This window comes from Aquitalea magnusonii, assembly GCF_002217795.2.
Classification (GTDB): domain Bacteria; phylum Pseudomonadota; class Gammaproteobacteria; order Burkholderiales; family Chromobacteriaceae; genus Aquitalea; species Aquitalea magnusonii_B.
Genome location: NZ_AP018823.1, coordinates 837,266 through 861,092, shown reverse-complemented (window position 1 = coordinate 861,092; position 23,827 = coordinate 837,266). Strand labels below are relative to the sequence as shown.

22 protein-coding genes are annotated in these 23,827 nt (G+C 60.2%); 9 read left to right on the top strand and 13 right to left on the bottom strand.

What is annotated here, in order from left to right; translation table 11 throughout:
* Nucleotides 1–50: 50 nt before the first annotated feature.
* Entirely contained in the window at nucleotides 51–653 is a 603-nt protein-coding gene (locus DLM_RS04215) for a flavin reductase family protein (RefSeq protein WP_089083127.1), read from the bottom strand.
* Between the two features lie 193 nt (nucleotides 654–846).
* Between DLM_RS04215 and dnaE the strand changes: the two genes are divergently transcribed.
* From dnaE to DLM_RS04180, 7 genes are all read left to right on the top strand, one after another.
* Nucleotides 847–4,281 carry a DNA polymerase III subunit alpha gene (gene dnaE, locus DLM_RS04210; protein ID WP_089083126.1) on the top strand — a complete coding sequence of 1,145 codons (3,435 nt, stop codon included), beginning with the start codon at nucleotides 847–849 and terminating at the stop codon, nucleotides 4,279–4,281.
* Nucleotides 4,282–4,509: 228 nt separating this feature from the next.
* Nucleotides 4,510–6,294: an ABC transporter ATP-binding protein/permease gene (locus tag DLM_RS04205; protein WP_089083125.1), complete on the top strand. Its 1,785-nt coding sequence runs from the start codon at nucleotides 4,510–4,512 to the stop codon at nucleotides 6,292–6,294.
* A 307-nt stretch (nucleotides 6,295–6,601) separates the two neighbouring features.
* The gene (locus DLM_RS04200; RefSeq protein ID WP_089083124.1) at nucleotides 6,602–8,221 is read left to right on the top strand and encodes a methyl-accepting chemotaxis protein; all 1,620 of its coding nucleotides are present in this window, start codon (nucleotides 6,602–6,604) and stop codon (nucleotides 8,219–8,221) included.
* A 285-nt stretch (nucleotides 8,222–8,506) separates the two neighbouring features.
* A complete protein-coding gene (locus DLM_RS04195) occupies nucleotides 8,507–9,610 on the top strand; it encodes a PfkB family carbohydrate kinase (RefSeq protein WP_089083123.1) in 1,104 nt (367 codons plus the stop codon).
* On the top strand, nucleotides 9,607–10,533 hold the full coding sequence (locus DLM_RS04190) for a pseudouridine-5'-phosphate glycosidase (protein WP_089083122.1): 927 nt from the start codon (nucleotides 9,607–9,609) through the stop codon (nucleotides 10,531–10,533). Before DLM_RS04195 ends, DLM_RS04190 begins: the two co-directional genes overlap by 4 nt.
* Nucleotides 10,534–10,622: 89 nt before the next feature.
* Nucleotides 10,623–11,285 carry an HD domain-containing protein gene (locus DLM_RS04185; RefSeq protein ID WP_089083121.1) on the top strand — a complete coding sequence of 221 codons (663 nt, stop codon included), beginning with the start codon at nucleotides 10,623–10,625 and terminating at the stop codon, nucleotides 11,283–11,285.
* Between the two features lie 138 nt (nucleotides 11,286–11,423).
* Nucleotides 11,424–11,840, top strand: coding sequence for a VOC family protein (locus DLM_RS04180; RefSeq protein ID WP_089083120.1), 417 nt, complete (start codon nucleotides 11,424–11,426; stop codon nucleotides 11,838–11,840).
* A gap of 135 nt (nucleotides 11,841–11,975) precedes the next feature.
* Here DLM_RS04180 and DLM_RS04175 read toward each other — a convergent pair whose 3' ends face one another.
* From DLM_RS04175 to DLM_RS04155, 5 genes are all read right to left on the bottom strand, one after another.
* A complete protein-coding gene (locus DLM_RS04175) occupies nucleotides 11,976–12,785 on the bottom strand; it encodes a MetQ/NlpA family ABC transporter substrate-binding protein (RefSeq protein ID WP_089083119.1) in 810 nt (269 codons plus the stop codon).
* Between the two features lie 109 nt (nucleotides 12,786–12,894).
* Nucleotides 12,895–13,581: a methionine ABC transporter permease gene (locus tag DLM_RS04170; protein WP_089083118.1), complete on the bottom strand. Its 687-nt coding sequence runs from the start codon at nucleotides 13,579–13,581 to the stop codon at nucleotides 12,895–12,897.
* A complete protein-coding gene (locus DLM_RS04165) occupies nucleotides 13,581–14,318 on the bottom strand; it encodes a methionine ABC transporter ATP-binding protein (protein WP_089083117.1) in 738 nt (245 codons plus the stop codon). The genes DLM_RS04170 and DLM_RS04165 overlap by 1 nt, the downstream gene beginning before the upstream one ends.
* A gap of 339 nt (nucleotides 14,319–14,657) precedes the next feature.
* A complete protein-coding gene (locus DLM_RS04160) occupies nucleotides 14,658–15,404 on the bottom strand; it encodes an endonuclease/exonuclease/phosphatase family protein (protein WP_089083116.1) in 747 nt (248 codons plus the stop codon).
* Between the two features lie 124 nt (nucleotides 15,405–15,528).
* Nucleotides 15,529–15,822: a metal/formaldehyde-sensitive transcriptional repressor gene (locus DLM_RS04155; protein ID WP_089083115.1), complete on the bottom strand. Its 294-nt coding sequence runs from the start codon at nucleotides 15,820–15,822 to the stop codon at nucleotides 15,529–15,531.
* A 74-nt stretch (nucleotides 15,823–15,896) separates the two neighbouring features.
* Between DLM_RS04155 and DLM_RS23830 the strand changes: the two genes are divergently transcribed.
* Nucleotides 15,897–17,060 carry a sulfite exporter TauE/SafE family protein gene (locus DLM_RS23830; RefSeq protein ID WP_089083114.1) on the top strand — a complete coding sequence of 388 codons (1,164 nt, stop codon included), beginning with the start codon at nucleotides 15,897–15,899 and terminating at the stop codon, nucleotides 17,058–17,060.
* Between the two features lie 65 nt (nucleotides 17,061–17,125).
* On the opposite strand, the gene DLM_RS04145 is transcribed toward DLM_RS23830, so the two are convergent.
* Complete coding sequence (locus DLM_RS04145) at nucleotides 17,126–17,728, bottom strand: phosphatase PAP2 family protein (RefSeq protein ID WP_089083113.1); 603 nt, start codon at nucleotides 17,726–17,728, stop codon at nucleotides 17,126–17,128.
* A gap of 145 nt (nucleotides 17,729–17,873) precedes the next feature.
* On the opposite strand from DLM_RS04145, the gene chrA reads away from it, so the two are divergent.
* The gene (chrA, locus tag DLM_RS04140) at nucleotides 17,874–19,208 is read left to right on the top strand and encodes a chromate efflux transporter (RefSeq protein ID WP_089083112.1); all 1,335 of its coding nucleotides are present in this window, start codon (nucleotides 17,874–17,876) and stop codon (nucleotides 19,206–19,208) included.
* Between the two features lie 3 nt (nucleotides 19,209–19,211).
* Here chrA and nudB read toward each other — a convergent pair whose 3' ends face one another.
* The 6 genes from nudB to DLM_RS04110 are packed head-to-tail and all read right to left on the bottom strand — an operon-like array spanning nucleotide 19,212 to nucleotide 23,770.
* On the bottom strand, nucleotides 19,212–19,658 hold the full coding sequence (gene nudB / locus DLM_RS04135; RefSeq protein WP_089083111.1) for a dihydroneopterin triphosphate diphosphatase: 447 nt from the start codon (nucleotides 19,656–19,658) through the stop codon (nucleotides 19,212–19,214).
* Entirely contained in the window at nucleotides 19,648–20,283 is a 636-nt protein-coding gene (locus tag DLM_RS04130) for a response regulator transcription factor (RefSeq protein ID WP_089083110.1), read from the bottom strand. Before DLM_RS04130 ends, nudB begins: the two co-directional genes overlap by 11 nt.
* Nucleotides 20,280–21,587 (bottom strand): mechanosensitive ion channel family protein, encoded by a 1,308-nt coding sequence (locus DLM_RS04125; RefSeq protein ID WP_089083109.1) that lies wholly within the window; start codon nucleotides 21,585–21,587, stop codon nucleotides 20,280–20,282. Before DLM_RS04125 ends, DLM_RS04130 begins: the two co-directional genes overlap by 4 nt.
* A gap of 30 nt (nucleotides 21,588–21,617) precedes the next feature.
* Nucleotides 21,618–22,304 carry a lipoprotein-releasing ABC transporter ATP-binding protein LolD gene (gene lolD, locus DLM_RS04120; RefSeq protein ID WP_089083108.1) on the bottom strand — a complete coding sequence of 229 codons (687 nt, stop codon included), beginning with the start codon at nucleotides 22,302–22,304 and terminating at the stop codon, nucleotides 21,618–21,620.
* The gene (locus DLM_RS04115; RefSeq protein WP_089083107.1) at nucleotides 22,297–23,544 is read right to left on the bottom strand and encodes a lipoprotein-releasing ABC transporter permease subunit; all 1,248 of its coding nucleotides are present in this window, start codon (nucleotides 23,542–23,544) and stop codon (nucleotides 22,297–22,299) included. The genes lolD and DLM_RS04115 overlap by 8 nt, the downstream gene beginning before the upstream one ends.
* 13 nt (nucleotides 23,545–23,557) lie before the next feature.
* Nucleotides 23,558–23,770: a hypothetical protein gene (locus DLM_RS04110; RefSeq protein ID WP_089083135.1), complete on the bottom strand. Its 213-nt coding sequence runs from the start codon at nucleotides 23,768–23,770 to the stop codon at nucleotides 23,558–23,560.
* Nucleotides 23,771–23,827 lie beyond the last annotated feature (57 nt).

Below are 23,827 nucleotides of genomic sequence, written 5' to 3'. Positions count from 1 at the left end.
AGAAAAAAGCACCTGACAGGTGCTTTTTTCATTTATACGGTCAGACGAAATCAGGGCCGTGCCAGCGAGAAATCCGCATGCACCAGGGTGTAGGCATCCCCGGCCAGCTTGCCAATGGGGTGCAGTGCCTGCACATCAATCCGGCCTTCCTGATACACCGCATCCGCCACATGCACATGGCGGATTTCACCCAGTACCAGCGTACTGCCGCCCGCCCCATGCCCAAGGTCGAGGCAGCTATGCAGCACACACTCATAGCGCACTGGCGAGCGCGCCACGCCGGGTGCCTTTACCTGTTTGCTGCGCACCTTGGCCAGGCCGGCCAGATCAAATTCGTCCACTTCCGCCGGATAGGCGGCACAGGACTGATTCATTTCCTCGACCAATTCCTGGCTGACAATATTCACCACAAATTCCCCGGTAGCGCGGATATTGGCCAGACTGTCCTTATCACTGCCATCAGGCTTTTTCAGAATACTGACTGCCAATACCGGAGGGTTGAGGCTGGCCACGGTAAAAAAGGAAAACGGCGCCAGGTTGGCCACGCCCAGCAAATCCTGCGTGCTGAGCCAGGCAATGGGACGCGGCAGCACGCTGCCAGTCAGTAATTTGTACAGGCTGCTGCCCTCCAGCTCTCTGACATCACAATCCATTTCACTCACCGTTTAGCTGATTGCAGATGCCACCATTCTAATGCTGCGACGCAACACAAGAAAAGGAGCAATGACAGGCTGGTGACAATCACAACAAACCTCCAGCCCACGGCAGCGAGCATGCCGCCATCGGGATGCGATTTATCTTGCCGCACGCATGGTGCAGATGCCGCGCTGCCGGTAAAATGCCGCCATGAACGCACCCCGCTTTATCCATCTTCGCCTCCACTCGGAGTTTTCCATCACCGACGGTATTGTCCGCCTCGACGACGCAGTAAAGCGTGCGCAGAAGGACAATATGCCTGCCATGGGCATGTCGGACCTGATGAACCTGTTTGGCATGGTCAAGTTTTACAAGTCCTGCCGCAACAAGGGCATCAAGCCCATCGTCTCGGCCGATATCTGGCTGGAAAACGAAGAAGACCGCGACAAGCCCACCCGCCTGATGCTGACGGTGAAAAACCGCGAGGGTTATCGCAGGCTTTGCGAACTGCTGACCCAGGCCTTCACCCACAACCAGTACCGTGGCCGCGCCGAAATCAAGCGTGCCTGGCTGGAACAGGGCGATAACAGCAATCTCTTGTGCCTGTCCGGTGCGCATCTGGGTGATGTCGGGGTGGCACTGGCCATGGGTCAGCGCGAAGAAGCGATGCGCCGGGCGCAATACTGGGAAAGCCTGTTTCCCGACAGTTTTTATCTGGAAGTCCAGCGCGTGGACAATGCGCAGGTGGAAAGCGTGGTACAGGCCACGCTGTGGCTGGCTGGTGAAACCGGCCTGCCGGTGGTGGCCACCCATCCCATCCAGTTCATGGACCCGGATGACTTCAAGGCGCACGAAGCACGGGTGTGCATTGCCGAGGGCTACACGCTGGGTGACAAGCGTCGTCCGCGCAATTTCTCCGAATGCCAGTATTTCCTGTCCACCGAACAGATGCTGGAGCGCTTTGCCGACATTCCGGAAGCGCTGGAAAACACCGTAGAAATTGCCAAGCGCTGCAATATTTCCGTGGTGCTGGGCAAGAACTACCTGCCGCTGTTCCCCACCCCGGAAGGCATGACGCTGGATGATTTCCTGGTGTACGAAGCCAAGCGCGGGCTGGAAGTACGGCTGGAGCAACTGTTTCCCGACCCGGCCGAGCGCGAGGCGCGCCGGCCGGAATACGATGCCCGGCTGAAGTTCGAGTGCGACACCATCATCCAGATGGGTTTCCCCGGTTACTTCCTCATCGTGGCCGACTTTATCCAGTGGGGTAAGGGCAATGGCTGCCCGGTGGGACCGGGCCGGGGCTCCGGTGCCGGTTCGCTGGTGGCTTACAGCCTGAGCATTACCGACCTCGACCCGCTGCGCTACGCCCTGCTGTTCGAGCGTTTCCTGAACCCGGAACGGGTATCCATGCCCGACTTCGACGTGGACTTCTGTCAGGAAAACCGCTGGCGCGTGATCGAATACACCCGGCAGAAATACGGCGAAGAAGCCGTCAGCCAGATTGCCACCTTCGGCACCATGTCGTCCAAATCGGTAATCCGCGATGTGGGCCGGGTACTGGACCTGCCCTTCGGCCTGTGCGACCGCCTGTCCAAGCTGATTCCGCTGGAGGCCAACAAGCCCTTGGGCCTGGAAAAGGCGATGGAAGTGGAGCCGCAGATCGGTGAAGTCATTGAATCGGAAGGTGCCAATGAGCTGATCGAACTGGCAATGAAGCTGGAAGACCTCACCCGCGGCATCGGCATGCATGCCGGTGGCGTGCTGATTGCGCCGGGCAAGCTAACCGACTTCTGCCCGCTATACATTGCCAGTGCCGACGGTGCCTCGCCGGTGTCGCAGTTCGACAAGGACGACGTGGAGCAGATCGGCCTGGTGAAGTTCGACTTCCTGGGCTTGCGCAACCTCACCATCATCGAACTGGCCCAGCGCTATATCAAGCAGGTCAGCAACGAGGACGTGGACGTTGCCCACCTGCCGCTGGACGATGCCGACGCCTACAAGATTTTTGCCAGCGCCAACACCACCGGCGTGTTCCAGTTTGAATCCTCCGGCATGAAAAAAATGCTGGTGGAAGCCAAACCCAGCAAGTTCGAAGAAATTATCGCCTTCGTGGCCTTGTACCGTCCGGGCCCGATGGACCTGATTCCCGACTTCATCCAGCGTATGCACGGTGCCAAGTTCGAATACCTGCACCCGCTGCTGGAGCCGGTACTGGCCCCCACCTACGGCATCATGGTGTATCAGGAACAGGTGATGCAGTCCGCCCAGGTGATTGGCGGCTACTCGCTGGGCGGCGCCGACTTGCTGCGCCGCGCCATGGGTAAGAAGAAGGTGGAGGAGATGGTGGCGCAGCGCGCCATGTTCGTGCAGGGTGCCGCCAAGCAGGACATTCCCGAATCCAAGGCCAACGAAATCTTCGACTACATGGAGAAATTCGCCGGCTACGGTTTCAACAAATCGCACGCCGCCGCCTATGCGCTGGTGGCCTACCATACGGCCTGGCTCAAAGCACATCATTGCGCCGCCTACATGGCCGCCACCATGTCCACCGAACTGGACAATACCGACCAGCTCAAGGTGTTCTATGACGACGCCACCGACCCCAAGAACGGCCTGCGCTTCTTGCCGCCGGACGTCAATCACAGCTTCTACCGCTTTGTGCCGGTCAGCCGTCAGGAAATCCGCTATGCACTGGGCGCGATCAAGGGCAGTGGCGAATCTGCCGTCGACCATATCGTGGCGGTGCGTGAAGCCAGTGGCCCTTACACCAGCCTGTTTGATTTCTGCCAGCGTACCGACAAGAAGCTGGTCAACAAGCGGGTGATCGAAGCGCTGATCCGCGCCGGTGCCTTCGACAGCATCGAACCCAACCGCGCCCTGCTGTTTGCCAATGTCGGCCTTGCGATGGAGGCGGCTGATCAGGCCCATGCTAATGCCAATCAGGGCGGCCTGTTCGACATGTTTGGCGACGACGTGGCCCCGGCGGTGGAAATGGTGGCCACCCGGCCATGGAATGACGCCGTCAAGCTGGCGGAAGAAAAACTGGCCATCGGCTTCTACCTGTCCGGCCACCCGTTCTCCGCTTATGCGCAGGAAGTACGCGCCTTCATCAAGACCACGCTGTCGCGCCTGACGCCGCGCAAGGAGCCGCAACTGCTGGCCGGTTTTGTCACCGGCATCCGCGTCAAGATGGGCAATCGCGGCAAGATGGCCTTTGTCGAACTGGACGATGGCAGCAGCAAGCGCGAAATCGGCCTCTTTGGTGACAGCTACGAAGTCAACCGCAACAAGCTGAAAGAAGACATCGTGCTGGTGGTGCAAGGCAAGGTGAGCGAGGACAGTTTCTCTGGCGGTCTGCGCATCATGGCCGACCGCATTTACGATCTGGGCGAGGCACGCAGCTGCTTTGCCCGTGGCCTGTCCTTGCAGATGAACGGCAATGCCGATGTCAACCGGCTGAAAGCCTTGCTCACCCCCTATCGTGACGAGGAAAATGGCGGCCTGGTACGCATCAGCTACAGCAATGCCCAAGCGCGTGGCGATGTAGCCCTGTCGCAAAGCTGGGCCGTCCGGCTGGATGACAGCCTGCTGCTGGCCTTGCAGGACTGGCTGGGCGACAGCGCGGTGAAGGTGCTGTGGTAGCCAGCCGGACAATTGCGCGGCAGCCTGACTGAGGTCTTGGCCTGTCGCGCACGGCAACAATTTTTCATCAATTATCGGCTTGTAGCATTTGGCAGCAGACGGGCTGCATCGTAAGCTGAGCCGCTGTTCTCGCTGGCAACCTCTCACTCCTTCATGCCCACCGCGCCCGGAACCGGCAGTCCAACCGGGTTGCGGGTGCGGCATGGCTGAATCTATCGAAGGGAAAACATGGACTGGAATCAGGAACTGGCAACCAGCATGGTCTGGGTAGCCAAAGCCTATGGCATTACCTGCCTGCTGTTTGGCATTGCAGTCTGGGCACTGGTGCGGCTCACCAGTTGGGGCCGGCAATTCTGGCAACTCAGCGGCGCTTACTTCAGCCTGCAACGTAGCGCCAAACCATTGCTGGGTCTGGCCTTGATCCTGCTGCTCACCCTGATAGGTGTGCGCATTGATGTCGTACTGTCCAACTGGAGCAACGGGCTATACAACTCGCTGCAGCAACTGAATGAAAGCCTGTTCTGGAGCTTTATCCGTATCTTCTGCATTGTCGCTAGCCTGCATGTGCTGCGCAGCCTGTTCAGCTTTTATGTCAACCAGAGCTTTTCCATCCACTGGCGCGCTTGGCTGAACGAACAATTACTGCAAAAACTACTGCAGCACGACGCCTTCTACCGTCTGCAATACCTGCCACAGCGCAGTGACAACCCCGACCAGCGTATCCAGCAGGATGTCAGCAGCTTTGTCGACAGCTCGCTCGGCCTGTCGATGGGCGTGGTTAGATCACTGGTTTCCACCCTGGCCTACACGCTGATCCTGTGGAGTCTGTCCGGCCCCCTGCAGTTGCTGGGGGTGGAAATACCGCGCGCCATGGTGTTTGCGGTGTTTGTCTACGTGCTGATTGCCACGGTGCTGGCGGTGAAGATCGGCCGGCCGCTGGTGCGCTTGAACTTCCTGAACGAGCAGTACAACGCCAACTATCGTTACCTGCTGGTGCGCTTGCTGGAGTATGCGGAAAGCATTGCTTTTTATGCCGGGGAAAAAGTGGAGGGCATGCTGCTGCGCAGCCGCTTTGGCCAGATCATCCACAACAACTGGCGCATCGTGTTCCGGTCGCTGAAATTCCAGGGCTTCAACCTGATTGTCAGCCAGACCGCCGTGGTGTTTCCGCTCATCGTGCAGGCCCATCGTTTTTTCTCCAAGCAGATTACCTTGGGCGATCTGATGCAGACCTCCGGTGCTTTTGGCACGCTGCATGACAATCTGTCCTTCTTTCGCAATGCCTACGACGATTTTGCCGGCTACCGTGCCGTACTGAACCGGCTGTCCGGTTACTGCGATTCCATGCAGGAGGCTGCGTCGCTGCCACGCCCCGATATACAGCCGGATGGCAAGCGGCTGGCACTGGAAAACTTCTGCCTGCAGGCTCCGGATGGGCGCAAACTACTGGAGCAGGTTGATCTGGACATCCATAGCGGCAGCGCGCTGCTGATCCGCGGCAGCTCCGGCTCTGGCAAAACCACCTTGCTGCGTAGCCTGGCCGGGCTATGGCCCTATAGCAGCGGTCGCATCATCCGTCCGGAACACGGGCTGATGTTCCTGGCGCAAAAGCCTTACCTGCCGGGCGGCAGCCTGCGTGATGCGCTGTACTATCCGGCCACGCCCCCCGCCGGGGATAGCCAACAGGCAATAACGGTCCTACAAGCCGTACAACTGGGTCATCTGCAAGCACGGCTGGACGAGGAGCGTGACTGGAGCCAGACGCTGTCGCTGGGCGAACAGCAACGCCTGGCCTTTGGCCGGCTATTGCTGAACCAGCCGGATATTGCCTTTCTGGACGAAGCCAGCTCGGCGCTGGATGAAGGGCTGGAAGACGCCATGTACCGCCTGCTGCGAGAGCAACTGCCTGCCACCACCATTGTCAGCGTGGGCCACCGCAGCAGCCTGCTGCAATACCATCAGCAGCAATTGCAGATTCTGGGTCAGGGCCGCTGGCAGCTACTGGCGCAATAGCAGCACCCGTCGTATCGAAACGCACCGCAGTGCATCCGCACTGCGGTTTTTTTATTGTCCCGCCACCGTGCTGGCATCAAAGCAGGGCATGCCCAGGCTGACACTTTTACCGCATGGTCAGCCAAATTAAAAACAATTAATTAAAATTAAAATCTATTTTTATTTATAAAAAGTATAAAAACCATCATCGCGTATTCAACTTTCCCTACATTCGTCAGGATTCGATGCTATAGGTATAAATACGTAGTCAAGCCATACTAATAACCAGGTAATCCGCAACAAAAGCGCTTTCTGCAAGGACCATCTCATGACCATCATCCGCCGCCTCATCCTGACCCTGGTCATTGCCCTACTCGCCTTATTATTGGTGGGCGGCTTTGGCATTTACCAGCAAAAGCAGGCCAGCAACCGTTTTGAAGACACCATCAGTAATGTTGCGCCCAGCATTCGTGACCTGAACGGCATGCTGTATGCCTTCATGGACATCCGCAGTGCCATCATCCAACACTCGGTATCGCATACTGCGGGGGAAAAAGCGGCAGCCGAAGCCATGTCCGGCGAGGCTGACAAAAAGCTGGACGAGCTGCTGAATGATTACGAGAAAAACCTGATCACGGATGATCACGACCGCCAGCTCTTGCAAGACGACAAAACCAAGCTGGCTGCTTATCGTGCTGAACGCAGCAAGTACTTTGACTTGTCGCGATCAGGCAAAGAAGATCTGGCTGATGCCATGCTGCGCAGTGGCCCCTTGAATACCACCGGTGCAGAGCTGCGCAAGGCCTTGAATGCCCATACCGAGTACAACCTCAAACTGGCCTTCGACACCCTGGAAACCAACAAGGCTGCCTATAACGCTTCCATGCTGCAAACCGGCGGCATGATTGCCGCTGTCACCTTGCTGGTACTGTTCATGGGCGTCACCCTGTTCCGCAGCATCAGCCGTGGCCTGACTTCCATCCAGCACACCCTGCAGCAGGTCAGCCAGTCGCTGGACTTCACCCAGCGCGCCCCGGTGATCCAGCAGGATGAAATCGGTCTCACCGCCACGGCATTCAACAGCCTGCTGGCTGGTTTGCAAACCAATCTGAAATCCATTCTGGACGGCGCGCGTTCGGTGGCATCCGCCTCGCAGGATCTGTCGCAAACCGCCACCCAAGTGGCTGCAGCAGCGGATGCGCAATCCTCATCCTCGGCCAATATGGCCGCCACCATCGAGCAGATGACGGTAAGCGTCAACCACGTGGCCACCCGTGCCGAAGAATCGCGCGATCTGGCACACAATGCCGGCACACTGGCACATCAGGGCTCCACCACCATCAGCCAGACCATCAAGGACATCCGGGAAATCTCCAGCGCGGTGGACCATGCCGGAGGCAGCATTCGCGAGCTGGACACCTATAGCGCCCAGGTGGATACCGTGGTGGGGGTGATCAAGGATATTGCCGACCAGACCAATCTGCTGGCGCTCAATGCCGCCATCGAAGCGGCGCGAGCTGGCGAAATGGGCCGCGGCTTTGCCGTGGTGGCAGACGAGGTACGCAAGCTGGCCGAGCGCACCAGCAGCTCCACCCAGGAAATCTCCTCCACCATCAATGCCATGCGCGACCGCTCCCGCCAGGCCACCGAGCAGATGCGCTGTGCAGAAGAACTGGTACGCAACGGGGTGACGCGTGCCGATCATGCCGACCAGGCCATCAAGCAGATTGGCGATGCCACGGGCAATACCGTACATATGGTCAGCGAGATTTCCGATGCCATCAAGGAGCAAGGCAAGGCCACCAACAATATTGCGGTACAAGTGGAACAGATTGCCCAGATGACCGAGGAAGCATCCTCGGCTGCACAAGAAGCCGCCAGCAGCGCGCGCCATCTGGACCAGTTGGCACGACAACAAATCAGCACACTCAGCCAGTACCGGCTGTAAATCACCTCAACGCCCGCACAGGCCGCCCGACCCGCTCTGGCGGCCTGTTGCATTGGAAAGCCACCAAAAAGAAACCCGTCCAGCCTGCGAACGGGTTATTCACCTTTCCCGGTGAAAGGCTGGTCACGCCAGTCGCTGCGCAACCAGTAAGAAAGTTATAGCCCCGTTTGCGTGGTCCTGTGCAAGAAATGCGGCTGCACCGCAGGGCTGGCACCCGGCCAGCTTGACCCTGGCGCACGCCAGCCATTACCATAAACAAATGTTTTATGCGCAAACATTTGTTTAATGACTGAACGTGAACAGGAAATCCTGCAACTGCTGCGCCAGGACCCGCTGATTCCACAGCAGCAACTGGCCGACCAACTGGGCATCAGCCGCTCGGCGGTAGCCGGCCACATCATGAAGCTGATGCAAAAGGGCCATATTCTGGGCAAGGGCTATATCCTGGCGGACAACCCTTATGTGGTGGCCCTGGGCGGTGCCAATATGGACATCCGTGGCAGCAGCAGCCATCGCCTGCGGCAAGGCGATTCCAATCCGGGGCAGGTCAGCTGCTCGCCTGGCGGTGTGGCACGCAATATTGCCGAGAACCTGGCCAGACTGGGAGCAGACTGCCGCCTGATCACCGCCGTGGGCGACGATCTATATGGCCGAGCCTTGCTGGAAAGCACCCAGCGCGCCGGGGTGGATGTCCGCCCGGTCCTGCTGCTACCCGATGCCGCCACATCCACCTACCTGTCCCTGCATGGTCCGGACGGTGACATGGCCATTGCCATCAACGACATGGACATCCTGTCGCGACTGGACGCCGCCCGCCTTGCCCCACAGCGTGAACTGGTGCGCCATGCCGGGCTGATCGTGGCCGATGCCAACCTGTCGGCAGAGGCATTGGCCTGGCTGTTTGCCGAAGCCGGCGACACCCCGGTGTTCATGGATACCGTGTCGGCGTTCAAGGCCGAGCGCATCCGGCCCTGGCTGGGGCAGATCCACACACTCAAACCCAACCGGCTGGAAGCCGCCGCGCTGTCTGGCCTGCCACTGGATCAAGCCAGCCAGGCCGCCGCCGTTGCCGACTGGTTCCATCACCAGGGGGTGACGCAACTCGTGCTTAGCCTGGCGGAACAAGGCGTGTACTACAGCAGCCCAAGCGTGCGGGGTTGGAGCCCTGCGCCCCGCGTGAACATCGTCAATACCACCGGCGCAGGCGATGCCCTGATGGCCGGGCTTGCCTGGGGCTGGCTGCAGCAGCAGCCGCTGGACGAAGCCACCCAACTGGCCCAGGCCTGCGCCGCCCTGACACTGGGCTGTGCCGCCACCAACAACCCCACCCTGTCGCTGGCCGCCGTCCAGCACATGTGCATCACCTTGCAATATGCGGAGCAATCATGAAGCAATACAGCCATCTTGATATTCATCCTGAAGTCGCCGCCGCGCTGACTGTCGGTCGTCCGGTCGTGGCACTTGAATCCACCATCATTTCCCATGGCATGCCCTATCCGCAGAATGTTGCCACCGCGCTGCAGGTTGAGGCTGAAGTGCGCGCCCATGGCGCGGTGCCAGCCACCATTGCCATTATCGACGGTCGCCTGAAAGCCGGCCTGACGGCAGATGAAATCGAGCTACTGGGCAAACGTGGCCGGGAAGTGGTCAAGGTCAGCCGCCGCGACCTGCCCTTCATCGTGGCCGCACGCCAGACCGGTGCCACCACCGTGGCTTCCACCATGATCATTGCCGCCATGGCCGGCATCCGCGTATTTGCCACTGGCGGCATTGGTGGCGTACACCGTGGCGCACAGCAAAGCTTCGATATTTCGGCTGATCTGCAAGAACTGGCCCAGACTGCCGTCACCGTGGTATGCGCCGGTGCCAAGTCGATTCTGGACCTGGGCCTGACGCTGGAATACCTGGAAACCCATGGCGTACCGGTCATTGGCTTCCAGACCTCCACCCTGCCGGCCTTCTTCACCCGCGAAAGCGCGTTCAAGGTGGACTACCGGCTGGACCATCCTGCCGACATCGCCGCGGCGATGCAGGCTAAATGGGAACTGGATCTGCACGGCGGAATGGTGGTGGCCAACCCCATTCCGGCTGAATACGCCATGCCCGCCGACAAGATTGACGCGGCCATCAACCAAGCCCTGCAGGAAGCGGCGGATCAAGGCATCAGCGGCAAGGAATCCACACCCTTCCTGCTGGCCCGCGTATGCGAGCTGACTGGCGGCAACAGTCTGGCTTCCAATATTCAGCTGGTACTGAACAACGCCCGCCTGGCGGCAGCCATCGCGCGCGAGTATTGCCTGCAGTCGGTCTGAGCCGGCAAGTTGCACACCCTGCAGCCCACATGGTTGACGCCATCGGGCTGTAGCGGTGTAATCGCTGCCCCACTTAGCGGAATACCGCCATGACCACGCACAACGATGTCGCGCTGCAATACTGGCAACAACAGCTGATTGCGCTGTTGCAGCAGCAAGCGCCTGATGAAGACGGTGCCCACGACCTGACACATTTCCACCGGGTATGGGCCGCCGCACGCCGCATCATGCAGCAACATGCGCAAGCCGATGCACTGGTGGTGCTGGCCGCCTGTTACCTGCATGACCTGGTCAATCTGCCCAAAAATCATCCTCAGCGTGAACAAGCTTCACGCATGGCCGCAGCCAAGGCCAGCCAGTTGCTGGCAGAAAACGGCTTTCCCGCCGACCGGATTGCCGCGGTAGCCCATGCCATCGAAGCACACAGCTTTTCCGCCAATATCACGCCGCACAGCATCGAGGCCAAAATCGTGCAGGATGCCGACCGCATGGATGCGCTGGGCAGCATCGGCCTGGCCCGCATGTTCTACACCTCCGGTCGCATGGGCCGGCAACTGGCACATCCGGATAATCCGCTGGGCGAAGGCCGGGCACTGGATGACCGCGAATTTGCGCTCGACCATATCGATGTCAAGCTGGCCAAGCTGCCCGGCATGATGCACACCGCCGCGGGCAAGGCCATGGCGGAGGAAAGGCTGGCACGGCTGCTCAGTTTCCGCCAGCAGTTTGTCGAGGAATGGCTGGCACGCTGAATCTTGCCCGGCATGCATGGGCAGCGCCGATGCAGCGGCGTATGATGGGACAAAAGCTGTTCAATAAAGAAGCGCCACACCACAGCCTGCTACGCGCAGCAAACAGTTGGCCAGGGCGCTTCGCAGAGGAGACGTCCCATGCAATACCACTCTGGCAGACTGTTAGACCACGTCCACCTGCAGGTACGCGACCTGGCCGCCAGCAAACGCTTTTATCGCGCCGTGCTGCAAGTACTGGGCCGTGAACTCACGGCGGAAGGCCCGGACTATTTCTGGGCTGACGAACTGTTTGTCTCTACCACCACCGGGCAGCACAGCCATGTCCACCTTGCCTTCCAGACTGGCGACCCCGATCTGCCACGGCGCTTTCAGCAGGCCGGCCTTGCCGCTGGCGGACAAGCTGCCGGGCAAGATGACAGCGGACCGCGACTGAAATCGGCCACCCTGCTGCGCGACCCGGATGGCAATTACATCGAAGCGGTCTTCCACAGCGGCCAGCACACTGCCAGTGCCTGCCTCATGGACAGCCCGGCCCCGTTCAGCGTCTGCGAGTGAAAGCCGGCCTAAGCGCGCAGGCAAAAAAAGACGGAGGGCATTGCCCTCCGCACAAGTCTTGTAGCCAGGAGTGTTACAAGAAAATCCGGCACGGGCTGTCACGGCGGGCAGCCCGGCAGTTAAACCTTGGCCGGTTTACTTCCAGCCTTGCGGCAATTTGTAACCGGCGTATTTCTTCTTCGCCCAGTCGCTGAATGCCTTGCTGTTGTACGCGGCAATCACATCACGCGCCCAGGGTTTGCCAGCATCGGCAGCGCGCACCACACCCCAGTTGATGTAGGCGTAGCTCTTTTCCTGGAAGATGGCTTCGGTCAGCTTGATGCCGGAACTGGTGGCGTAGTTGCCATTGATCACGGCAAAGTCCACGTCGCTGCGCGAACGCGGCAACTGGGCGGCTTCCAGTTGCACGATCTTCAGTTTTTTCACGTTGACGGCAATGTCACGCTCGGACGCGGTCAGCGGATTGACGCCCGGCTTGAGCTTTACCCAGCCCAGATCGCTCAGCATCACCAGCGCGCGGGCAAAGTTGGACGGGTCATTCGGTGCGGAAATGGTGCTGCCGTCCTTCACCTCTTTCAGCGACTTCAGCTTGCCAGGATAGATGCCCAGCGGCGCGGTAGGTACCTGGAACACTTCCTTCAGGCTGAGTTTGTGTTCCTTGACGAAATTGTCCAGATAGGGCTTGTGCTGGAAGACATTCACGTCCAGCGCACCTTCCTGCAATGCCAGGTTGGGCCGCACATAGTCAGTAAATTCCACCAGTTTTACCGCATAGCCCTGTTTTTCCAGGATGGGCTTGATCGATTGTTTGACCATATCGCCAAAGTCACCCACAGTGGTGCCAATCACGATTTCCTTTTTGGCCGGGTCGGCAGCCAGGGCGGAGCCGGCCACGGCCAGCGACAGCAACGAGGCGGCCAGCGCCTTGATGACGAATCTACGCATGAAAACTCCTTGCAATATCAGGTAAGGGATCTGCCGGTCTGCCTGACATCCGTCGGACAGCGGCTGCAAATGCCGGACTGGCCATGGCCGTCCGGTCTGGTTTTCCGGTTTAACGCTTGTCCAGCCGCGCCGCCAGCCGATTGCCGACAAACTGGATGATCTGCACGATCAGCACCAGCAGCAGCACCATGGCCACCATCACATCGGTCTGGAAACGGTAATAACCATAACGGATGGCCAAATCACCAATGCCACCACCGCCCACCACACCCGCCACGGCGGAATAGCTCAGAAAGCTGATGGTGAGAATGGTCAGGCTGGAAATCAGCCCGGCGCGTGCTTCGTTAAGCAGCACCTTGCAGATGATTTGCCAGGGACTGGCCCCCATCGCCTCCGCCGCCTCCACCACCCCGCGTGGAATTTCGCGCAGGGTCTGTTCCACCAGCCGGGCAAAATAGGGAATCGCGGCAATCGACAGCGGAACCGCAGCGGCCACCGGACCAATGGTGCTCCCCACCAGCAAGCGGGTCAGCGGCACCAGCGACACCATCAGGATGATGAAGGGGAAGGAGCGCACCAAATTGACCGTCCAGCCCAACACACTGTTGATCAGGCGGTTGGCAAACAACTGCCCCGGCTGCGACAGGTAAAGCAGGATACCCAGCGGACCACCCAGCACGATGGCCGCCGCCAGTCCCACGGCCAGCATCAGCGCGGTTTCGCGACAGGCCTGCCAGATTTCCGGTGCCATGCCGGACAGATCGGCCAGTGCCGCAACAAAAGTCAGTTCTTCCATCACGCAGCCTCCAGCAGAGAACGGGCCAGATCGGAGCGTGCATCCACCACGCCGGCACTGACTTCAACCACTTCCACCACATTGCCGGCATCCAGCACGGCAGCACGGTGGCAGATGGAGCGCACCACATGCATTTCATGGGTGACGATCACCACGGTGACAGCAAAGCGCCGGTTGATATCCTGCAGACAGTCGAGGATGGACTGGGTGGTCTTGGGGTCGAGGGCAGATGTCGGCTCGTCGGCCAGAATCACCTTGGGGCGCGGAGCCAGCGCCCGGGCAATGCCCACCCGCTGCTTCTGACCACCGGATAACTGGGCCGGGTAATGTTCGGCACGGTCGCTCAGGCCAACCACCTCCAGACATTCCGCCACGCGCTGGGCGATATCGGCCTTGGACCAGCCGGCAATCTCCAACGGAAAGGCGACATTCCCGGCCACCGTGCGGTTGGCCATCAGGTTGAACTGCTGGAACACCATGCCTAGCTGCTGGCGGGCACGGCGCAAGGCGCGTGCGTCCATGGCGGTAAGATCCTGGCCCGCCACGATGACGGCACCGCTATCGGGACGCTCCAGCAGGTTGATCAGGCGCAGCAAGGTGGATTTGCCCGCACCGGAAAAACCGATCAAGCCGAACACTTCACCCGGCGCGATGGATAACGAGGTATCGCGGACAGCGTCAAACCAGCCACCGTCAGGGCGGCGAAAACGCTTGCGGATATTTTGCAAATGAATCATTCAAATACTCCGGAATGCATAAAGCCCGCCGATGACGCTGGCGGGCTTTATGCATGGAATCTTTGAATACTGAAAAGATTATATAAGCAGAAGCTGAATTGATACGGGGTCTGCTTACCCACGCTTTAGCTGTTTTACGCCCGCAAGCTGTGTCAAATCGGCGATTAATTTCCGGTATTGAACATCAATTTTCGCTTTACGTCAAGGCTGACGCAGTATTCCTGCCCTAAAAGCGCAAGCTTTGCAGTAAAACGGAAATTTTGCTGCTTATAAAGCAGGATTACGGCATGGTTTTATCAATCGCCAAATACTGATGTTTCATATCGAACATCAGCATTTTCAGGCTGGAAGCAGCGATGCCGTCAGAGGCAAGTGGTCGGACAGGCGCGACCATGGCCGCCCGTGCAGCACCTCGGCACTGACGGTGCGCAAGCCACGGGTATAGATGCGGTCCAGCGGCAATACCGGCAAACGGGCAGGAAAGCTGGAGGCATGGTGGCCACGATATTGCTGGAAGACTTCCTGCAAGCCGGCCTCGCGCAGGCAGTCTGAGGCCTCGCCCTGCCAGTCATTGAAGTCCCCCGCCAGGATGATGGGTACATCCGGGGCAATCGCCTCGCGAATGTAATGCACCAGATTGGCATATTGCTTGCGCCGGTCGCGTGCCAGCAGATTAAGGTGCGCACACAATGCCGCCACCGGCTGGTGCCAGCCCTTGGGCAGCATCATGCAGTGCAATACACCGCGGCTTTCAAAACGGTTGACCGAGATGTCACGATTACACCATTCGATGATGGGATAGCGAGACAACACCGCATTGCCATGATGACCATGCTCATAAGCGGCATTCAGGCCATACACCACCTTGTGATCCAGCCGCCGCGCCAGATAGTGATGCTGCGGCTGGACCGGCCAGCCCTCATGGCGCAGGGAGCGCAACAGATTCTTGCCTTGGACTTCCTGCAGGAACAGCAGATCGGGAGCGAGGGTTTCCAGCGCATGGGCAATCTCGTTGACCCGCAGATGGCGATTCAGCGGCGACATGCCCTTGTGAATATTGTAGGTGGTGATATTGAGCGGTTTCATGGCTTATCCATAGCGCAATCAGGGGGCCTTGCGCCAGGCATTTTCGCAAATAACCACCGGTTTGCTGTGCGCCACCCACCTGCAGCAGCAGTCCCGCCGCCAGAAACAGGGATGGCTAGGCGTGTTACTTGAGGTAGGAGCGTACAATCCGCATCACCTGATCCACCTCTTCCTGCCGCGCCGGAGGCTGTTCCGGCTCGCCTGCGGCGGGCGCAGGCAACAGCAAATGCTCGCGCAAATGACCTTCCAGCACCTCGGCCATCAGGCCGTTTACCGCACCGCGGATGGCAGCAATCTGCTGCAACACCGCCATGCACTCCTCGCCCTCTTCCAGCGCTCGCTCAATGGCTGCAGCCTGGCCCTTGATGCGTCTTACCCTTGCCAGTAAAGGCTTTTTTCCCTTGACGGTGTGTCCCATGCGGCGATTTTCTTTCTCAAAATATACTGGGGTGGAGTATATTGCCAGGCAATGCTCATCGTGAACCCGACATCATGCCACCTCTTTTCCAACTGATACAGCAAGGCTCCACCAATCTGTGGCTGTTCATTCCTTCCGCCATCCTGCTGGGGGCGCTGCACGGGCTGGAACCCGGCCATTCCAAGACACTGATGGCCTCCTTCATCATCGCCATCCGCGGCAGCATTGCCCAGGCCGTGCTGCTGGGCCTGTGTGCGGCCCTGTCGCATTCGCTGGTGGTGTGGTTGCTGGCCGCTGCCGCGCTGCACTTTGGCAACCAGTTGCTGGTAGAGCAGGCGGAGCCATGGCTGCTGCTGCTATCGGGACTGATCGTACTGGGGATTGCCAGTTGGATGTTCTGGCGCACCCGGCTGGACAATCTGGCTGCCCGCGCCTGGCAGCAGGCTCCGCACGGCGGCCAGATCATCAATACCGGACACGGGGTGGTGGAGCTGCTGCTCGACCACAACAGCGCATGCTGGCAACTGTATTGCTACACCCCGCGCATGCGGCCGCAACAAGCCGCTGGCGATGTCCGCTATGTACTGCACCTGCGCCGCGATGACGGCAGCGAAGAAAGCCATGTCTTGCAGCCCAAGGGAGCGTATCTGCAGTCAGCCAGCCCGCAGGCAGCGCCACATCAGTTTGATGTCACCCTGGACATGCAGCACGGCGACCACAGCCACCGCTTTAGCCTGCGCATTGGTGCGGCGGCACAACAGGGCTACCGCCAAGCAGGCCGGCTGCAAGCCAGCGGCATGCGCCCGGCCATGGCAAGCCACTCCGCTTTGCAGCGGCCGCGCCGGTCCGAGCCGGTCTATCAGGATCCCCACGAAAAAGCACATGCCGATGAAATTGCCCGCCGCTTTGCCGGGCAAACCGTCAGCACCGGCCAGATTGCCCTGTTTGGCCTGACCGGTGGCCTGATGCCCTGTCCGGCCTCGGTCACCATTTTGCTGCTGTGCCTGCAGCTCAAGCGGGTGGCACTGGGAATCACCATGGTGGCGTCCTTCAGCCTGGGGCTGGCGATTTCGCTGGTCAGCGTGGGGGTGCTTGCCGCCTGGGGCGCACAAAAGCTGGGACAGAAAATGGGCAGGCTGGATGATGCGGCGCGGCGTCTGCCTTATCTGTCCAGCCTGCTTATGGTGGTGATAGCGCTGGTGATGATGATGCAAGGCTGGCTGCAGCTGACTGCCTGAGTGGCAGCGCGCGCTGCAAGAACGCGGCGCTGGCCTGCTTGCTGATTACCGCAGCGGCCCAGCCTTCAGGCCTTGAGCCAACCACGGGCAATCGGTCTGGCCAGCAGGCAGCGATAGCTGCGGTTGACCGCCGACACCAGGCTGGAACCGAACAAGGGCCAGAGCCGGTGCAGCAGCCAACTGTAGGGCAGCGACAGCAGCAGGCCGCCCAGGATGTCCAGCGGCCAGTGTACGCCCAGGTAAATGCGCGCCCAGCCTACCAGCAGGGTCATGCCCAGCAGCAACTGGCCCAGCCCGGCCTTGCCGGCCAGCCAGAAGGCAAAGGCGGTGGTGGCAAAGATGGTGGTGTGGTCACTGGGAAAGGATGGATCGGCCACATGGTTGATAAAACGATATCCCAGCCCAATGGCAAAGGGCCGCGGGTGATCCCACAGCAGGCCAATCAGTTGGTTCGCCAGCAAGGCCAGCGCCACGCTGCTGAGCACCTTGAGTGCGCGTTCGCGCTGGGCCGCATCCCCCCACAACCACATGGCCAGCAGCAGCACCGGAATCAGCAAAATCAGGTATTTGGCAAAGAAGATGGCCAGCTTGAGCATCAATGCCGCGGAGGCAGGTGTCGCGTTGATGAACAGGAAACAGGCCTGATTGATGCTTTCCAGTGCAGACATGACAGTAAGGTTACATGAAAATTTAAAAACGGATTGTAACGACAGCCACCGCTGATGTCCTTGCCTGTTTTGTGACGAAGTTTGTCATTGCCAGACAAATTGCCGACAATCCAAGCACCCTCCTGCCAGGACCCAGCGCCCCACCATGCACAACACCGCAGAACAACAAGTGCCAGCCCCTGTCAGCCTGCGCCAGGCATTTGGCTTCTGGCTCAAGCTGGGCTTCCTCAGCTTTGGCGGACCAGCCGGGCAGATTGCCATCCTGCACCAGGAGCTGGTGGAGAAACGGCGCTGGATTTCCGAACGGCGCTTTTTGCATGCGCTGAACTACTGCATGCTGCTGCCGGGGCCGGAAGCACAGCAACTGGTCACCTATATCGGCTGGCTGATGCATCGCAGTGCAGGCGGCATCATGGCCGGCGGACTGTTCGTCTTGCCTTCGCTATTCATCCTGATTGGGCTGAGCTGGGGATATCTGGTGTTTGGTCAGCTCCCGCTACTGGCCGGGCTGTTTTATGGCCTCAAGCCAGCCATCGTGGCCATCGTGCTGCAGGCGGCACTGCGCATTGGCCAGCGCGTGCTGAAAAACCGGGGACTGTGGCTGCTGACCTTGGCGGCATTTCTGGGGCTGTCGCTGCTGCAACTGCCGTTTCCGCTCATCATCCTGTCCGCCGCACTGACCGGCCACTTGGCCAAGTACCGCTGGCCAGCCGTGTTTGCCCGCGCCAACACCCGCCACGGCCAGCCCGGACAGCATGGCGGTCCGGCGCTGATTGATGATGACACGCCCACCCCGGCCCATGCCCGCTTCAGCCGGGGCGGTCTGCTGCGCGTCGTGCTGGCCGGCGGCCTGCTATGGTGTGGCCCCATGCTGCTGCTCTACAGTCTGCTGGGCTGGCAACACCCCTTCACCCAGATGGGCTGGTTCTTTACCAAGGCCGCCTTGCTGACTTTTGGCGGTGCTTATGCGGTGCTGCCCTATGTGTATCAGGGTGCGGTGGCACATTACGGCTGGCTGAGTGCCGGACAGATGATGGATGGCCTGGCACTGGGTGAAACCACGCCCGGCCCGCTGATCATGGTGGTGGCCTTTGTCGGCTTTGTCGGCGGCTACCAGCATGTGAGCATGTTGTCGCCGGCGCTGGCAGGTACGCTGGCCGCCACGCTGGTGACCTGGTTTACCTTCCTGCCATCCTTTCTGTTCATCCTGGCTGGTGGGCCGCTGATTGAACGCAGCCATGACAGCCAGGCACTGAGCGCCCCGCTCACCGCCATTACCGCAGCCGTGGTTGGGGTGATTGCCAATCTGGCGCTGTTTTTTGGCTGGCAGGTGCTGTGGCCGCAGGGCTGGCAAGCCGGCCCGGACTGGACGGCGCTGCTGATTGCACTGGCGGCTGCCGTGGCCTTGCTGCGTTACAAGCTGGGCATCATCAGGGTGATGGCTGCCGCCGCATGCTGCGGCTACCTGCTGCACTCTTGAGGCTTAAACCAGGCCAAGCCGGCTGGGCAGCAGGCGAATGGCAGCGGCATTGGACGGGGAAAACACCAGCGCGGCGGCCTGCTGCCATGGCAGCCATTGCTGGGCGGTGTGCTCGCCGGGAGCCAGTTGCACCGGCTGCGGCTTGTCCAGTTGCAGGCCAAACACATACTCGTCGTTATGCGTGACGCCGGCAGGATAGCGATGCCGCCAGTGCGGGTAGATTTCGTAGCGGTTGTGCAATTGCCAGTCACTCAGCACATGCTGGTCGGCATCCAGCCCGGTTTCTTCCAGCACCTCGCGCCGGGCTGTTTCCAGCAGGGCCTCGCTGCCTTCGCGGCTGCCAGTGACCGATTGCCAGTAGCCGGGCTTGTCCGCCCGTTCGATCAGCAGAACCTGGCCATCCACGGTGTGGATCACCACCAGCACCGACACCGGCTGTTTAGTGCCCATCGCTACGGCTCCCGCCACTGTCGGCCTGACTGGCAGCCAGCAGGCCGGCCAGCTCCACCGCAGACTTGACGCCCATTTTCTCGAACACGCGCGAGCGATGGACCTCTACCGTCTTCATGCTGATGGAAAGATCCTCGGCAATCTGCTTGTTGAGCTTGCCCAGCAGAATCAATTGCATTACTTCCTTCTCGCGCTCGGTAAGCTGTGCCAGCAGCCCACCCACGCGCTGGCGGCGGGCATGGCTGGCGCGGTTGGCCTCATCCTGCTGCAACATATTATCCACGCGCGCCAGCAGCACTTCGTCATCGAAGGGCTTTTCCATGAAATCCAGCGCCCCCAGCTTGATGGCTGCCACCGCATGCGGCACATCGCCATGGGCGGTCAGCATGATGGCAGGCGGGCAGTACTCCAGGCCGGCCAGCCGCTCCAGCAGCATGATGCCGGACATGCCAGACATGCGCAGGTCGACAATCAAGCCGTTGAAGCTGATATCCGGGCCGGTGGCCAGAAACTCTTCCGCGCTCTCGAAACCGCTTACCTGATAACCCTGGCCGTCCAGCAGCCAGATCAGCGCCTGCCGGACGGCAGCATCATCATCCACGATGGCCAGTTTTTTGCCGCTCATGCCTGCTCTCCCTTGCCGGGCAGCGCCACGGCCACATCGCTGACAATACGCACATCCCGCTGCGGATAGGGAATCTCGATGCCCAGCTCCTTGAAACGCCGCCAGATGGCCAGATAGATTTCCGAACGCAAGCCCATGAAACCGTTTTCCGGGTCTTTCACCCAGATGCCCAGCTCCAGATTGATGCCGCTATCGGCAAAGGCGGTGACAAAGGCGGCCGGGGCCGGAGCGGTCTGCACCCGCGGATGGGCGGCCGACTCACGCAATACCGCCAGCGCCTGATCCAGATCGGTGCCGTAATCCACCTGGATGGGCAGGCTGATCCACATCGCCTTGTCCGAGTAGGACTGGTTGATCACGGTATTGGAAATCAGCGCGTCGTTCGGCACCAGCGCTTCCGAGCCATCGGCGCTTTTCAGTACCACGTAGCGCGAGGTAATGCGCGTGACGTAGCCAACGCGGTTGTCCACCATCAGGCGGTCGCCAATGCGGATGGAGCGGTCCAGCAGGATGATGAAGCCGGACACATAGTTGCTGGCAATCTTCTGCAGACCGAAACCCAGCCCCACACCCAGCGCACCACCAAATACCGACAGCACGGTGAGGTCTATCCCCACCACCGGCAGGGCAATGAGCACCGCCACGACAATCAGCAAGGTGCGCGCCATCTTGGCAAACACGATGCGCAAGGACAGGTCCATGTGCTTGAGCGCCATCACCCGCGCTTCAATCACCCGGCTGACCCACAAGGCCACCACCACGATGATGGACACCCACAGCATGGCGTTGAGGATGGTGAGCAAGTCCAGATGGGTTTTACCCACACTGAAGGACACCGACTGCAGCCAGTCCAGCATCACATCATCAAAGCCGATGGCCCAACTGACAAAGCCCAGCCACAGCACCGTGGCGATGAAGTGTTCCGAATTGCGTTCGAATTTGCCTTGCGGCAGCGCCTGGCGCATGACTGCGGTAAACAGGCGGATCACCCCCAGCCAGAACAACATGGCGGTAAACAGCGGCAGCAGGTGCGGACGGCTGTGAGTCAGCCAGTTCCAGATCAGGATGCTCAGCAGCATGCAGCCCAGCGACACCGTGGGCAGCACCAGCCGGAAGGCCGCATAGGGCAGAAAATGCTCGTAGCGTTCCGGGTGGTGCAAAAACCAGCGCCGGAAGGACTGCCGGGCGGCAAAAGTGCCGGCCAGCAGGCATAACACACCCAGCAGCAGCTGGATCAGCCCCGACCCGGTTTGTATCACCAGCATGACCGAGTCGAAACTCATTTCTTCACGAACAAACAGCATCCGTTTCTCCCGGAGGTTTCAGGGTGACACTCAGGCCAGCGCCGCGTCCTGCAGCCGGCCTTCCACCAGCCGCAAGGTACGCTGCGCACGGGCTGCCAGCTCCAGATCATGCGTAACGATGATCAGGCTGGTACCCAGGCCCTCGTTCAGTTCCAGCATCAGGTCAAACACCTGGCGCGCGGTCTGGTAATCCAGATTACCGGTGGGTTCATCTGCCAGCAGGCAGGCAGGCTCGGTCACCAGCGCGCGGGCAATGGCGGCCCGCTGCCGCTCGCCACCGGACAGCTCGCCCGGCTTGTGTTGCAGGCGTTGGGCCAGGCCAACCCGCGTCAGCATGCTGGCCGCACGCTCCTCGGCCTCCTGGCGCGGCAGGCGACGAATCAGCAAGGGCATCATCACGTTTTCCAGCGCCGAAAATTCCGGCAACAGGTGATGAAACTGGTAGACAAAGCCCAGCGACTGGTTGCGCAGCACACCACGCTCGGCTTCGGACAGGCCGGCCAGATCGCGCCCCAGCACTTCCACCACGCCCTGGCTGGGCGTATCCAGCCCGCCCAGCAAGTGCAGCAGCGTGCTCTTGCCCGAACCGGAGGCGCCGACAATGGCCAGTCGCTCGCCCTTGTCCACGCTCAGCGACACATCGGACAGCACGGTGAGGTTGAGCCGCCCTTCGCTATAGGTTTTGCCCAGATTGCGGCAGTTCAGCACATTACTCATAGCGCAGCGCCTCCGCCGGCTGGGTGCGCGCTGCGCGCCAGCTTGGATAAATGGTGGCCAGCAAGGCCAGCAACAGGGCAATCACGGTAATGGTGCTGACGTCTCCCAGTTGTACATCGGAAGGCAGGTAATCAATCATGTACACCTCGCTGGACAGCAATTTGGTGCCCAGCACGCGCTCGATCAGCGGCACGATCACATCCAGATTCAAGGCCACCAGCACGCCACCGACCACCCCGGCCAGCGTGCCGCTGACCCCGGCGACCGAGCCCTGGATCATGAAGATTTTCATGATGCTGGACGGTGCCGCGCCCAGGGTGCGCAGGATGGCAATATCGGCCTGCTTGTCGGTCACCACCATCACCAGCGTGGACACCAGATTAAAGGCCGCCACCGCCACGATCAGGGTGAGGATGATGGTCATCATGCGTTTTTCAATCTGCACCGCACGGAAGTAATTGGCATTGGTATCGGTCCAGTCGCTCACCTGCGCCTGTTGAGCCAAGGCCTGCTGCAAATTGGCCTTGACCAGCGGAGCGAGCATCGGATCATCCAGCTTCAGCCGCACGCCACTGACGGTATCCCCCATGCGCGACAGCACCTGCGCGTCCTGCAGATGAATCATCGCCAGCGAGGCGTCGTACTCGAACATGTCCACCTTGAAAATGCCAATCACGGTGAACTGCTTGTAGCGCGGAATCATGCCGGCGGGCGTAACCGTGCCTTCCGGGGTAAACAGCGTTACCTTGTCCCCCAGGCCGACATTCAGCTGCCGTGCCAGCTCCACCCCCAGCACGATGCCAAAACTGCCGGGCTTGAGCGCCTCCAGCCTGCCCTTGAGCATGTGCTGGCCCACATCCACCACCTTGTCTTCCAGTACCGGCTCAATGCCGCGCACCATGCCGCCACGCACATTGCCATAGGCGGAAAACAGGCCCTGGCCATTGACAAAGGGCGCTGCCGCCAGCACGTGGCTATCGCGTTCCGCCACCTTGGCCATGCTCTGCCATTGCGGCAGCCGGCCATCAAAGGCGGAAATTTCCACATGGGACGCCACGCTGAGAATGCGGCCACGGATTTCCTTCTGGAAACCGTTCATCACCGATAGCACGATGATCAGCGCGGCCACACCCAGCGCAATGCCGACAATGGAAATCAGGGAAATAAAGGAGATAAAACCGTTGCGCCGTTTGGCGCGCAGATAACGCAGCCCGATCAGGACTTCAAAAGGCCATTGCATGCCGGATTGCCTTTCAGCTCTGGTAGGGGTTATGCAGGCTTTGCATCAGGCGTACCAGAAAGTCCTTCACCTGGCCTTCGTCGCAGCCCATCAGGATGGCATCTTCCAGCGCGTCCTGCGCCATCTGCTGCAACTCTTCCAGGTTTTCATTCATTACCTTGATCTTTTCCACACAGGCGACAATACCCCCCTGCGGGTCTTTCCATACCGGAATTTCAATATTCATGGCCATGTCTGGCTATTCCTGAAAACGCAATGCCCGCACAGGCGGGCATCGTGGTGA